The following is a 13,339-nucleotide window of genomic DNA, read 5'->3' as shown; positions in this document are numbered from 1 at the left end:
CATGCGGGGTAAATGGCGGCTGGTTGCGCTGGCGGTCGTGCTGGTGCCGTCCAGCCTGCTGGCGCTTGACGCGGCCTGTCCGCCCGATCTGTCCCGTGCGGGGAGGCTTTCAACGGAGCTGCGCGACTCCTCGGGCGGGATTCTGAACGTTGCCGTGACCTCCGACGGGTTCTGGCGGCTGCGTCCACGCATGGACGGGGTGGCGCCGCTTTACCGTTCCCTGCTGCTGGCGCGTGAGGACCGGTGGTTTGCGTGGCATCCGGGGGTGAATCCCCTCTCTGTATTGCGGGCGAGCTGGCAGGTGCTGCGGCATGGCAGGGTGGTGTCGGGTGGCTCGACCATTGCCATGCAGACCGTGCGCCTGCTGCATCCGGAGTATCACCATGCCCGCAACTGGCGGGGTATTCCCGCCAAGCTGCTGGAAATGGCGCGGGCGGTGCAGTTGCAGGCGCATCTTGGGCGGGAGGGGGTGCTGGCCCTGTATGAGACGCTGGTTCCCATGGGGGGCAATGTCGAAGGGGTGCGCAGTGCATCCCTGATCTGGTTCGGCCATGAACCGGACCGCCTGAGCAGGGAGGAAGCGTCCCTGCTGGTTGCTATTCCGCAAAGTCCGACCAGCCGCCGCCCTGATCGGCATCAGGAGGCCGCCCGTCGCGGTGCCGCCCATGTTCTGGACATTGCGCAGTATGGAAAACCCGATAGTTCTGCTGCCATCTGGCCCGATATGCGCTGGCACAGGTTTCCAGCCTTTGCGCAGCACCTCACCGCTCGCTTCGGGCGTGATGCCGGGCCGGTGGAGACGATGCTGGATCGACATATCCAGTCCGGCACGGAGCAGACCATCCTCAGCCAGATGGAGCAATGGAGCGGCTCCGGTGCCGATATGGCGGCGCTGGTCATCCGCAACAGGGATCGCGCCGTGCTGGCCTATGTCGGAGGCGGCCATTATTTCGGCTCAACCGGGATGGTGGATGCCGGGATGGTGGATATGGTGCGGGCGATCCGTTCACCCGGCTCCACGCTGAAGCCTTTTCTGTATGCCATGGCGTTCGATCATGCGCTGGCGGCCCCGGATACGCTGATTGCCGACGTGCCTTTGCAGGCCAGCACCTATGCCCCGCATAATTTCGATCATCGCTGGCATGGCGATGTCACGGCACGTCGTGCCTTACAATGGTCGCTCAATATTCCGGCGGTGGCCTTGCTGGCGCGGCTCGGCCCGGATCGTTTTCTGGCGGCTCTGCGGGCTGCGGGCATGACGGTTCGGCTGCCGAGAGGGGCTACCTCTGCCGGTCTGTCGCTGGCATTGGGCGGGGTGGGGGTGCGGATGGAGGATCTGGCCGCGCTTTATGCCGGGCTTGCTTCCGGTGGGATCATGGCTCCCCTCACCCTGCGTCGTGACGGTCGGACGGTGGAGAATGGACGGCTGTGCTCTGCGTCTTCTGCTGCGGCGGTGCTGGATAGTCTGCGTGATACCTCCCTGCCCGATGGCGTGGCGAAGCCGGAGCGCCCCATCGCCTATAAAACCGGTACATCCTATGGATTCCGGGATGCATGGTCGGTTGGCGTCTCCCCCCTCTACACGATCGTGGTCTGGAGCGGGCGGAAAGACGGTTCTCCTCGACCCGGTGCGTACGGTCTGACTGCCTCCGGCCCAGTGCTGTTCCGGCTGTTCGATCTTCTGCCACCGGAAGCACCTTTGACGGTGGCAGCCCCGGAACGAAGGGGAAGACTGGGGGCGGGGCTGGCGCGTCTGGGGCAGTCGGTGATGGCGCAGGGGCCGCGCATCCTGTTTCCGCCCAAGGGAGCCGTGATCGACAGCAGTGAGGAGCAGCCGGTCGATCTGCGGGTTGAGAAGGGCAAGCCTCCCTACCGGTGGATGGTGGATGGCCGGACTCTGCCGGGTTCGTTTCCCGGGCAGAGTCCGGTCTGGACGCCATCAAAGGAACAGGATGGGCCGGGTTTTCATCGCCTGACTGTGCAGGACAGCGCGGGACGATCGGATTCGATAGACGTCAGGTTGATGGTGGAGGCGCAGGACGTTGCGGCTCAGTAAAGCCCGATACGAAAAACCCCCGCCTCTGAAAGCGGGGGTTTTGCATATAGCCGGTACCGATCATAAAAGGTACCAACGGGATTATTTGTTGTCGTTCACTTTCTGATCAACCCACTGGCCGGCATTGTTCATGGCCTTGCCGGTTTTGTCGGCGGCGGTGCCGACGGCCTCACCGGTTTTGGTTCCGGCACGGTCCAGCGCGGCCCCTGCACGTTGCATGGGGGCTTCGCGTTCACAGCCGGTCAGTCCGAGCAGGCCGGATGTCGCAAGCAGGGCGGGAATGGTCAGAAAAATCGCGCGGGAAAAGCGCATCGAATAATCTCCTTTAATGAAATCCGTCAGCTCCGGATGGCCGTGAAGCCGGGTCTGACGGGATGCATGCAGGTCAGCGGGCCAGCCTGGCACGATGCCGGGCCAGATCTGCCTCCACCATCTCACTAGCCATATCTTCCAGAGAGGTCTCGGGTTCCCAACCAAGTCGGGTTCGTGCCTTGGTGCTGTCTCCAAGCAACACATCGACCTCGGCCGGGCGCATGAAGGCGGCGCTTGTGACCACATGTTCTTCCCAATCCAGTCCTGCATAGCCGAAGGCGATCTTGCAGAAATCACGGATTGAGGTTGTGCGCCCGGTGGCGACGACATAATCGTCCGGCCTGTCCTGTTGCAGCATCAGATACATGGCGCGAACGTAATCACGGGCATGGCCCCAGTCGCGGGTTGCATCCAGATTGCCCAGTTCAAGCGTTTTCGCCAGGCCGAGCTTGATGCGGGCCACGCCATCGGTGATCTTGCGCGTGACGAATTCGATGCCGCGCAGCGGGCTTTCATGGTTGAACAGGATGCCGGATGAGGCATGCAACCCGAAGCTCTCGCGGTAATTCACCGTCATCCAGTGCGCGTACAGCTTGGCCACCGCGTAGGGGGAGCGCGGATAGAACGGTGTTTTCTCGCTCTGTTTCGGTTCCTGGATCAGGCCGTACATCTCGGAGGAGGAGGCCTGATAGAACCGTGCTTTCGGCGCGGCGATTCGCACGGCTTCCAGTACGTTACCAGCGCCCAGCGCTGTGACATTGCCGGTCAGTAAAGGCTGCTGCCAGCTTGCTGCGACGAAGCTTTGGGCGGCGAGATTGTAGACCTCGTCCGGGGCGTGCTCGCTCAGGATGCGGATCAGGCTGGACAGATCGGTCAGGTTGCCGTCAATCAGCTCCACCCGGTCCAGCACGCCGAGCCAGCGCAGGCGCTCACCGATCACGTCGGAGGAGGCCGAGCGGCGCATCATCCCCAGAACGCGATAGCCCTTGCTGAGCAGAAGCTGCGCCAGATAGGCGCCATCCTGGCCGGTAATGCCGGTAATCAGAGCTGTGGGCATATGCGATAGCGATCCCGTGCAATGGTATTAACTCTTTTGAGCCATAGTATGCGGCAACTGGCAAGTCTGCCTGCAAAGGTCATCTGTGGTGCTCTGATCCCTGTCTGCACATGCCGGATATGGGAAAGCGGGGCATATCCGAACCCGTCATCCCATGTTACAGGCCCGCGGCCGGGCTGCCGGGAGGCGGCCCTTTGGGTGGGCCGGGATAGTTTTTGAGCATGAACAGACGCAGAAAAGGTCGGCCTCTCGATGGCTGGCTGATCATTGACAAGCCGCAGGGCATGACCAGCACCGATGTGGTGAACAGGGTCAAGCGCGGTTTCGATGCCCAGAAAGCGGGGCATGGCGGCACGCTGGACCCGCTGGCGACCGGTCTGCTGCCGATTGCGTTCGGGGCGGCGACCAAGACGGTGCCTTATGTGATGGACGGCACGAAACTGTATCATTTCACCCTGAAAATGGGCGAGTCGCGCGATACAGACGATGCCGAGGGCGCAGTAACCGCCACCAGCACGGTGCGTCCCACCGACGATGTGCTGCGGGCGGCTCTGGAGAGTTTTCGCGGTACGATCATGCAGATTCCTCCCGCCTATTCGGCGATCAAGGTGGCGGGGGAGCGCGCGTATGATATGGCGCGGGATGGGCGTCCGCCCGATCTGCCGCCCCGCCCCGCTCGGGTGGACCGGTTCGAACTGATCGAGCGTCTGGATGATGATCTGGCGGTGTTCGAGGTCCAGTCCGGCAAGGGCGTCTATATGCGCAGCCTCGCCCGCGATATCGCCCGTGCCTGCGGAACGGTGGGCCATATCGCTGCCCTGCGTCGGCTGCGGGTCGGCCCCTTTACGGAGGCGACGGCTATTTCGCTGGACAAGGCGCTGGCTTCCGGCGATACCCCCCATGCTTCCCCGGACCTTTTGCTTCCGGTCGCGACCGCGCTGGCCGACATCCCGGCGCTGGCCCTGACCGAGCAGGAGGCCACCGGCCTTTCCCATGGGCAGGCACTCAGCCTGATTCCGTTGATGGGCCGTATTCCAGACCGGATCGATCCCGATGGTGGATTGGTTCGTGCCATGGCGGGGAGCCGCGTCGTTGGGCTGTGCCGCTTGCAGGATGGCCTGTTGCGGCCTGAACGCATGATGTGACGCGTCCGCTGTAACCTCGAATCATGGAGTGACCGATGTCGATTACCGCAGAGCGCCGTACGGCGCTGATCAGCGAATATGCCCGCGCCGCCAACGATACCGGCAGCCCGGAAGTGCAGATTGCCCTGCTCTCCGAGCGTATCGCCAACCTGACCGAACATCTGAAGACCCACGCGAAGGACTTCCATTCCCGTCGTGGCCTGCTGATGCTGGTTGGCCAGCGTCGTGGCCTGCTGGACTATCTGAAGCGTAAGGAAGTTGCCCGTTATGACGCGCTGATCAAGCGTCTGGGCCTGCGCCGCTAATTCTGGCGTTTCCAACCGGCATAAAGGGGGTCAGCCCAGGCTGGCCTCCGCCGGACTTCTCCACTCCTGATTCTCCGGCAGGACCGGATGCCAAAAGGGATGGAGCAGGGGAGAAACATTCTTTTCTCCCCCCACACACTCTGGATCCCTCTCACCCTGGACAGGGTCGGACGATTAGGATTTGGGCTATCGCGCCTGTTCCTGTAAGAGAGTGACCGAACCGCGCCGGGTGGCGGAATTTGATCGGCGTCTCCGGCTACACGGCAAGCGGCTGCATCCATGCAGGCCGCGATCCCTGTAGCCCGAGCCGCCGGACTCCGCCTCGCAGCGCACTCAAAACACCGCAAGAGACGGAGACTGCATGTTCAATTATTTCCGCAAGGAACTCGATCTGGGTGGACGCACGCTGGTACTGGAAACGGGCAAGATCGCCCGCCAGGCCGACGGTGCCGTTCTGGCCCGGCTGGGTGACACCATCGTTCTGTGTACAGCGGTGGGTGCGAAATCCGCAAAGGCCGGTCAGGATTTCTTCCCGCTGACCGTCAACTATCAGGAAAAAGCTTTTGCCGCGGGCAAGATCCCCGGCGGCTTCTTCAAGCGTGAGGGCCGTCCCAGCGAGCATGAGACCCTGGTCTCCCGCCTGATCGACCGTCCGATCCGCCCGCTGTTTCCGGAAGGGTTCTATAACGAGGTTCAGGTCATCGCCACCGTGCTGTCGCACGATATGGAGAATGATCCGGATATCGTCGCCCTGATCGGTTGCTCCGCAGCGCTGACCCTGTCCGGCATTCCGTTCTTCGGCCCGGTCGCGGCGTCTCGCGTCGGTCTGGTGAATGGCGCATTCGTGCTGAACCCCACCCTTGAGCAGCGCGCTGAAAGCAAGCTGGATCTGGTGGTCGCCGGTACCGCGGAAGGCGTGCTGATGGTCGAGAGCGAGGCCGAAGAGCTGAGCGAAGACCAGATGCTGGCCGCCGTTGAATTCGGCCATAAAGGCTTCCAGCCGGTGATCGATGCGATCATCGCCCTGGCTGAACACGCCGCCCGCGATCCCTGGACCCTGCCCGAGCAGAATCCGGAGCATGTCGCGCTGAAGCAGCGCCTGAACGAGGCTGGCCGCACCCTGCTGGGCAATGCCTATCAGGAAAAGGTGAAGCAGCTCCGTCAGGAGAAGATTTCTGCCGCCAAGAAGCAGATTATCGAAACGCTGGGGATCGGTGGCACACCGGAAGAATCCATCGCCAAGTCGATGCTGAAGGATCTGGAAGCGGATATCGTCCGGAATGCGATCCTCGATACCGGTATCCGCATTGATGGCCGTGACACCCGCACTGTGCGCCCGATCATCGGCGAGGTCGGCATTCTGCCGCGCGCCCATGGCTCCGCGCTGTTCACCCGTGGTGAAACGCAGGCGCTCTGCGTGGCCACGCTGGGCACCGGGCAGGATGAGCAGGTGGTGGACGCCCTGACCGGCGAATATCGCAGCCATTTCATGCTGCACTACAATTTCCCTCCCTACTCCGTGGGTGAGGCCGGCCGTATGGGCAGCCCGGGCCGTCGTGAAATCGGCCATGGCAAGCTGGCCTGGCGCGCCGTTCATCCGGTGCTGCCGGCCAAGGACGCTTTCCCCTACACCCTGCGCGTGGTCAGCGAGATCACGGAGAGCAATGGCTCGTCCTCCATGGCGACCGTATGCGGTTCCTCTCTGGCGCTGATGGATGCGGGCGTGCCGCTGAAGCGTCCGGTGGCCGGTATCGCCATGGGCCTGATCAAGGAAGATCGCGCCTTTGCCGTGCTGTCCGACATTCTCGGCGATGAAGATCACCTCGGCGACATGGATTTCAAGGTGGCCGGAACCGAGCAGGGCGTGACCTCCCTGCAGATGGACATCAAGATTACCTCCATCACCACCGAGATCATGCGCATCGCTCTGCAGCAGGCCCGTGACGGCCGCATGCATATTCTGGGCGAGATGGCGAAAGCGATCACCGGTGCCCGTGGCTCCGTCGCCGCGACGGCACCGCGCATCACCGTCATCAACGTGCCGAAGGAAAAGATCCGCGAAGTCATCGGCACCGGCGGCAAGGTGATCCGCGAGATCGTTGAATTCTCCGGTGCGAAGATCGATATCGAGGATGATGGAACCATCAAGATCGCCTCGACCAGCGAGGAAAGCACCCAGAAGGCGATTGATCGCATTCAGGGCATCGTGGCCGAACCGGAAGTGGGCAAGATCTACAACGGCAAGGTGGTGAAGACCGCTGATTTCGGCGCCTTCGTCAATTTCCTCGGCTCCCGCGACGGGCTGGTGCATATCAGCGAGCTTCAGCAGGGCCGGGTCAACAAGACCTCCGACGTCATCAATGTCGGTGATGTGGTGAAGGTGAAGGTTCTCGGCTTTGATGATCGCGGCAAGGTGAAACTTTCCATGCGGCTGGTTGATCAGACCACGGGCGAGGACATCTCTGACAAGGTCGGCCCCAAGGGTGGCAGAGGCGGTCGCGGTGAGGGCGATCTGGCCGAGTAAGACGTGATTCGGCAGGCTGCCCCGATCAGGAGCAGCCTGCCGGAGACGCTGATTAAGACCGGAAACGGTCAGGATCGGTCAGACCTCCTCCCGGGTTCTGGCAGATTGCGGAAGAGAGTGAGTGATGAAGGCCATTAACGCGATCCGTATGGGCGGTGTTGACGTTCTGCCGCTGGTGGAAGGTGGCAAGGGCATTGCTGTTTCCAACGGACGTTCCTCCGGCTGCTGGGCGTCTGCCGGTGGGGTGGGAACCTTCAGCGCGGTGAACGCGGACAGCCATGATTCCAGTGGCCGGTTGATTGAACAGATCTACCGGGGCCGTACCCGTCGGGAACGGCATGACGAACTGGTTGACTACGCCATTCGCGGCGGGATCGAGCAGGCCCGGCAGGCGCATGAGGAATCCAACGGCCGCGGCCGCATCCACGCCAATATCCTGTGGGAGATGGGCGGGGCGGAGCGGGTGATCACCGGCATTCTGGAAGGCGCGAAGGGTCTGGTGCACGGCCTGACCTGTGGTGCCGGCATGCCGTATCGACTGTCCGAGATCGCAACCCATTTCGGGATTCATTATTATCCGATTGTTTCCTCGGCCCGTGCCTTCAATGCGCTGTGGAAGCGCGCTTACCACAAGGCGGCCAGCCTGCTGGGCGGCGTGGTGTATGAAGATCCCTGGCTTGCAGGCGGCCATAACGGGCTTTCCAACACGGAAGATCCGAACCGGCCGGAAGATCCCTATCCCCGCGTGCTGGCGTTGCGTAACCAGATGCGCCAGTTCGGTCTTGGCGAGACGCCTATCATTATGGCGGGTGGCGTCTGGTGGCTGGAGGAGTGGGAGGACTGGATTGATAATCCCGAACTCGGCCCCATCGCCTTTCAGTTTGGCACCCGTCCTCTGCTCACACGCGAAAGCCCTGTATCCGAGCAGTGGAAGGCCAAGCTGCTGGCCCTGAAGCCGGGGGATGTGTTTCTGAATCCGTTCAGCCCGACCGGATTTTATTCTTCAGCCGTGAACAACCGTTTCATGCAGGAACTCCGCGCCCGCAGCGACCGTCAGGTTGCCTACACGGGTGAGGTGGTCGGCGAGCATACGGCGGTATACGGAGTAGGGCCGCGCAAGCGTCCTGTCTATCTGACCCCGGCCGATCTGCGTCGGGTACAGGAATGGGAACAGGCCGGATTTATCGAGGCTTTGCGCACACCCGATTCCACGCTGATTTTCGTCACCCCCGATCAGGCTGATACAATACAGGCCGATCAGGTGGCGTGCATGGGGTGCCTGACGGAATGCCGTTTCTCCAATTGGAGCCAGCGTTCCGAGAACCATACCAATGGCCGCAAGGCCGATCCGCGCAGCTTCTGCATTCAGAAGACGTTGCAGACGATCGGGCATCACAAGAACGACCCGGACGTGATCGAGGACAATCTGATGTTCAGTGGTCACAATGCCTACCGGTTCGGCACTGACCCGTTCTATGCAAACGGGTTCATCCCTACCGTTAAACAGCTTGTTGACCGGATCATGACCGGTCGCTGAGCCGGATGCCGCTGATCATCCCTCGCTTCGGCGAGGGATTTTTTTGCGCCCAATGAATTTGGAGGGCGCATACAGTGATGGTTTCGTGCATGCTCGATTTCCTCAATCGAAGGAACAGAGGTTTTCATGGCCGAGCCGACAGTCGCGGAAATACTGGCTGAAACACTGCAAGTCATTGGCGTCCGGCGCGTCTATGGTGTGGTGGGTGACAGCCTGAACGCCATTACGGAGGCATTGCGGCGGCGTCCGGACATGGACTGGATCCATGTGCGCCATGAAGAATCAGCGGCCTTTGCGGCAGGTGCAGACTCTCAATTGACTGGCCAGATTGCCGTTTGCGCCGGTTCCTGCGGGCCGGGCAACCTGCATCTGATCAACGGCTTGTATGATGCGCAGCGTTCTCGCACTCCGATGCTGGCGATTGCCGCTCATATTCCGACAGCGGAAATTGGCTCGAACTACTTTCAGGAAACCAGACCGGAAGCGCTGTTCCGGGAATGCAGTGTCTATTGCGAGACGGTCTCCGACCCCGATCAGATGCCCCGCACTTTGAACACCGCGATTCGTGCCGCCATCGGCCATCAGGGCGTTGCGGTGGTGGTGATCCCCGGTGACGTTGCGATGAAGACGGTTCCATCGCCCGTCGTCTCGACGAAAACGGCGCTCTGTCCGGAGCCGCCGGTGACGTCTCCTTCTGAAGAATCGCTCAATGCCCTGACAGCACTGCTGGAGGCGGCGGGTAAGGTCACGCTGATGTGTGGACGCGGCTGTCGCGGTGCGCATGATGAGGTGGTGGCGCTCGCGGAGCATTTAAAAGCCCCTATCGTCCATGCGCTTGGGGGTAAGGAATGGATCGAATACGACAATCCCTATGATGTCGGCATGACGGGGCTGATCGGATTTTCATCCGGTTACTACGCCATGGAATCATGCGACATGCTGCTGATGCTCGGGACTGATTTTCCCTATCGGCAGTTTTTCCCGGAAGAGGCGAAAATCGCGCAGGTCGATCTGCGTCCGGAAAATCTGGGCCGTCGTACCCGGATTGATCTCGGTGTTGTGGGTGATGTCAGTGCCACGATCAGTGCCCTGCTGCCGCGCCTGAAAGCCAAACAGGATACGGCGCATCTGGACACCTGTCGTCAGCATTACCTGAAGGCCCGCAAGGGGCTGGATGATCTGGCCGATGGAAAGGCGGGTCGTCCCCCGATTCATCCCCAGCACGTGGCCCGGCTGATCAGCGAACATGCCAGTGATGATGCTGTCTTTGCCTGCGATGTCGGCACGCCGACCATCTGGGCGGCACGGTATCTCAAGATGAATGGCCGCCGCCGTCTGCTGGGTTCTTTCGCTCACGGCTCGATGGCCAATGCGCTGCCACAGGCGATCGGGGCGCAGGTATCGGCACCGGAACGGCAGGTTGTTTCCATGTCGGGCGATGGTGGTTTCGCCATGTTGATGGGCGATTTCCTGACACTGGTGCAGCATCGTCTGCCTGTGAAAATCGTGGTGTTCAATAATGGCACGCTCGGCTTTGTCGAAATGGAGATGAAGGCAGCAGGATTGCTGGAAAGCGGCGTGGCTCTGGATAACCCCGACTTCGCAGCCATGGCCCGTGCCTGTGGCGTGTATGCGCGCAGGGTCGAGGATCCGGGCAAGCTGGATGAGGCCGTGCGTGATGTTCTGAACCATCCCGGGCCGGCTCTGCTGGATGCGGTGGTCAATCGTCAGGAACTGTCCATGCCGCCGAAAGTCAGCATTGAACAGGTCAAGGGCTTCAGCCTTTACATGCTGCGTGCGGTGATGAGCGGCCGCGGCGATTCCGTGCTGGAGATGGCCCGTACCAACCTGTTCCGTTGATAGTCCATCTGGATACGTCATATGACGTATCCACCCGCCCTGCCTGATTCACTCATCATCACGACAGAAGAACGAATGCGCTTTTCAGAACGCGTCGCGAAAATCTGATCGGGAAGAAAAGTCAGTCGTCCTGCTTCTTTCGGGGGAGACGAGTGATGGTGATGGGTAGGCAGACAGGGCGGCGGGCCGCTGTGACGGCCATTGTAATAATGAATGCGGTGCTGGCCGGCGGCAGTATTGCCCATGCTCAGACATCGGGAGCCTTACGCAAACCGGATGCACAGGGCAATTTCAATCCCCGCGTGGTGGAGGGGCTGACAAAGCCGAGGCTCACACCGGAGGAGAAAAAAGAGGAAATCCTGGCCCCGTTCTCGCGCAAGCTTCGCGAATCCGGGCTGAAGCTGCACGGGACGTTTCTCGATTTCATGGAAGCCAATCCGAGCGCGGGCACCTATACCGGCAATACTGCGAATTCAGGTTATCTGATTGTCGGGGCCGATGCTGACCTGGAAAAAATTCTCGGGATCAAGGGCGGCACGTTCCATTTCGAGGAAACGATTTTCACTCTGCGTTCCAACGTCCTGATCTCGGGGGAGATCGGCGATAACAGTATCGGTTATCCGCCTCCCTATAATCTTCGTCCTAATCAGTTGTCCCTGCTGACCTATGAACAGCATCTTCTGAATGACAAGCTGGTCATCGAAGCAGGCCGCACGCATCCCAACCGGTATTTCGCGGCTCCGAACTGTCAGGTCATCAACAGCTGTTATCAGGATGTTCTTTATATCAATGCCGGCTATATTTCTCCGCAGTATTCGATGTGGGGCGGCAGGGTCAGCTACGCTTTCAGCCCCGGCTGGTATGTGCAGGCCGGGTCTTTCGCCACCAACCCGAATGCGAACAGCCGCAGCGGGTGGGATTGGGGTCTGGAAACGCCGCAGGGAGCGTTGACCATGGTTGAAATCGGCGAGAAAACCGATTTCAGTAATTCAGCCTATCCCGGCAGCTATTCATTGACCGCATTTTACAACAATGCGGATCATAATTCCTTCAAGACTGTCTCCGGTCAGCCGAAAGCCTATTTTCCGGGTGATCCGCTCCGCCAGAGCCACGGTACGCAGGGGCTGGTACTGAATACTCAGCAGACGGTGTGGCGTGCGGATGGCGGCAAAGGTAAAACCCTGACCCCGACCGCGCTGGTGCTGTATAGCGGACTTGGGTTGGGTCTGGATGCAACGGCTCCTATTCAATCCGATCTCTATGTCGGAGCGACCCTGCAGGCCCCTTTCCAGAGCCGTCCCAATGATCGTTTCGGAGTCAAAATCAAATGGGAGAGGATGACGGGTGCGCTGGCCAACTATCTGGCTCAGGCCAATGCGGTGGCTGGTGGCAGCGGCGGTGACTTCTCCCGCGATAAGGCGATTTTCGAGTTGAACGCGCATATCCAGCTTTACTCCGCCGTCGCGTTCGAGCCGGTGTTCGACTACATCGTCAATCCGAACTCCTACTATACGCCGACTGCTGCGAAGCGGCCTCAGGATGGCGTTTATGTGGGTGGCACGTTCATTCTGCCGTTCGGGGCTATGCTGGGTCTGTAAGAGCCGTCAAATTCCTCGTGGTGTGGAGCAGGCGGTAAAAAGCCGCCTGTTGTCATGGTAGAGTATGAAGAACTCTGCGGACCAAGCCCTGACCATGAGGAGACGCGGAATGAAGATCGGATTTCTGGGACTTGGCACAATGGGCAAGCCCATGGCAGCCAATCTGGTGAAGGCCGGCTATCGGGTCAGAGTCTGGAACCGCTCGCCGGACTCGGTCTCAGCGCTGGTGGCCCAAGGCGCTGTGGCCGGGGCGACGCCTCGCGACACCTGCGCGGATGCAGATGTGGTCATCTCCATGCTGTCGGACGATGCGGCCACCCGTGCTGTCATGATGGATGCCGGCGGGCTGGAGGCGATGAAGCCGGGTGCCATCCATATCAATATGGCGACAATATCAGTGGCCTGTGCTGTCGATCTGGAGCAGTGCCATCGTGAAAAGGGTGTGCGCTATGTCTCGGCGCCGGTGCTTGGGCGTGTGAATGTTGCCGAGGCCGGTCAGCTCAACATCCTGACCGCCGGCGAGTCCGCTACCCTGCGAGATGTCCAGCCTGTCTTTGATATTCTCGGCCAGAGAACATGGACATTCGGGGATCGTCCAGAACAGGCCAACGCCGTCAAGCTGGCCGTGAACACCATGATTGCAAGCGCTATCAGTGCGATGGGGGAAGGGATTGCCCTGTCCCAGGGATACGGAATCGCAAAAGCCGATTTTATCGACTTGATCACATCCACGCTTTTTGCGGCTCCGGTTTACAAGGGATATGGGGCCGCCATTGCGGAAAACCGGTATGAGCCGGCAGGGTTCAAACTCTCTCTTGGCCTCAAGGATGTCCGACTCACGATGGAGGCGGCGGAAAATGTCCGTGTGCCACTGCCGATCGCCAGCGTGCTGAGGGACAATCATCTCGACAGCCTCGCCCATGGTGAAGGGCATTGGGATTGGGC

General features: G+C 60.8%; 10 protein-coding genes (1 of these 10 cut by a window edge). 8 read left to right on the top strand and 2 right to left on the bottom strand.

Translation table 11 applies throughout. From position 1 onward, the window contains the following. Position 1: 1 nt before the first annotated feature. Positions 2-2,056 (top strand): penicillin-binding protein 1C, encoded by a 2,055-nt coding sequence (gene pbpC, locus GBCGDNIH1_RS24305; RefSeq protein ID WP_011633055.1) that lies wholly within the window; start codon positions 2-4, stop codon positions 2,054-2,056. A gap of 81 nt (positions 2,057-2,137) precedes the next feature. Here pbpC and GBCGDNIH1_RS24300 read toward each other — a convergent pair whose 3' ends face one another. Then, entirely contained in the window at positions 2,138-2,368 is a 231-nt protein-coding gene (locus GBCGDNIH1_RS24300; protein ID WP_125911053.1) for a hypothetical protein, read from the bottom strand. Positions 2,369-2,441: 73 nt separating this feature from the next. Further along, complete coding sequence (gmd, locus tag GBCGDNIH1_RS24295; protein WP_011633054.1) at positions 2,442-3,425, bottom strand: GDP-mannose 4,6-dehydratase; 984 nt, start codon at positions 3,423-3,425, stop codon at positions 2,442-2,444. Positions 3,426-3,646: 221 nt separating this feature from the next. Between gmd and truB the strand changes: the two genes are divergently transcribed. From truB to GBCGDNIH1_RS24260, 7 genes are all read left to right on the top strand, one after another. Continuing rightward, positions 3,647-4,570 (top strand): tRNA pseudouridine(55) synthase TruB, encoded by a 924-nt coding sequence (truB, locus tag GBCGDNIH1_RS24290; RefSeq protein ID WP_025319284.1) that lies wholly within the window; start codon positions 3,647-3,649, stop codon positions 4,568-4,570. A gap of 35 nt (positions 4,571-4,605) precedes the next feature. Continuing rightward, positions 4,606-4,875: a 30S ribosomal protein S15 gene (gene rpsO / locus GBCGDNIH1_RS24285; protein ID WP_011633052.1), complete on the top strand. Its 270-nt coding sequence runs from the start codon at positions 4,606-4,608 to the stop codon at positions 4,873-4,875. Between the two features lie 361 nt (positions 4,876-5,236). Further along, positions 5,237-7,399 (top strand): polyribonucleotide nucleotidyltransferase, encoded by a 2,163-nt coding sequence (pnp, locus tag GBCGDNIH1_RS24280; protein WP_011633051.1) that lies wholly within the window; start codon positions 5,237-5,239, stop codon positions 7,397-7,399. A gap of 124 nt (positions 7,400-7,523) precedes the next feature. Next, positions 7,524-8,936, top strand: a complete 1,413-nt coding sequence (locus tag GBCGDNIH1_RS24275) for an NAD(P)H-dependent flavin oxidoreductase (RefSeq protein ID WP_043453209.1) — start codon at positions 7,524-7,526, stop codon at positions 8,934-8,936. A gap of 126 nt (positions 8,937-9,062) precedes the next feature. Then, positions 9,063-10,796: a ubiquinone-dependent pyruvate dehydrogenase gene (gene poxB / locus GBCGDNIH1_RS24270; protein WP_011633049.1), complete on the top strand. Its 1,734-nt coding sequence runs from the start codon at positions 9,063-9,065 to the stop codon at positions 10,794-10,796. 155 nt (positions 10,797-10,951) lie between these two features. Beyond that, positions 10,952-12,394 (top strand): carbohydrate porin, encoded by a 1,443-nt coding sequence (locus tag GBCGDNIH1_RS24265; RefSeq protein WP_125911052.1) that lies wholly within the window; start codon positions 10,952-10,954, stop codon positions 12,392-12,394. Positions 12,395-12,458: 64 nt separating this feature from the next. Continuing rightward, positions 12,459-13,339: the 5' portion of an NAD(P)-dependent oxidoreductase gene (locus GBCGDNIH1_RS24260; RefSeq protein WP_011633047.1), read on the top strand. 43 nt of this gene lie beyond the right edge of the window; 881 of the gene's 924 nt are visible here — the first part of the coding sequence; it begins with the start codon at positions 12,459-12,461; its stop codon lies beyond the right edge, outside the window.

Source organism: Granulibacter bethesdensis CGDNIH1, assembly GCF_000014285.2.
Taxonomy (GTDB): Bacteria; Pseudomonadota; Alphaproteobacteria; order Acetobacterales; family Acetobacteraceae; genus Granulibacter; species Granulibacter bethesdensis.
Note: the sequence above shows the minus strand (reverse complement) of the source record. Positions and strands in the feature narration are given on the sequence as shown.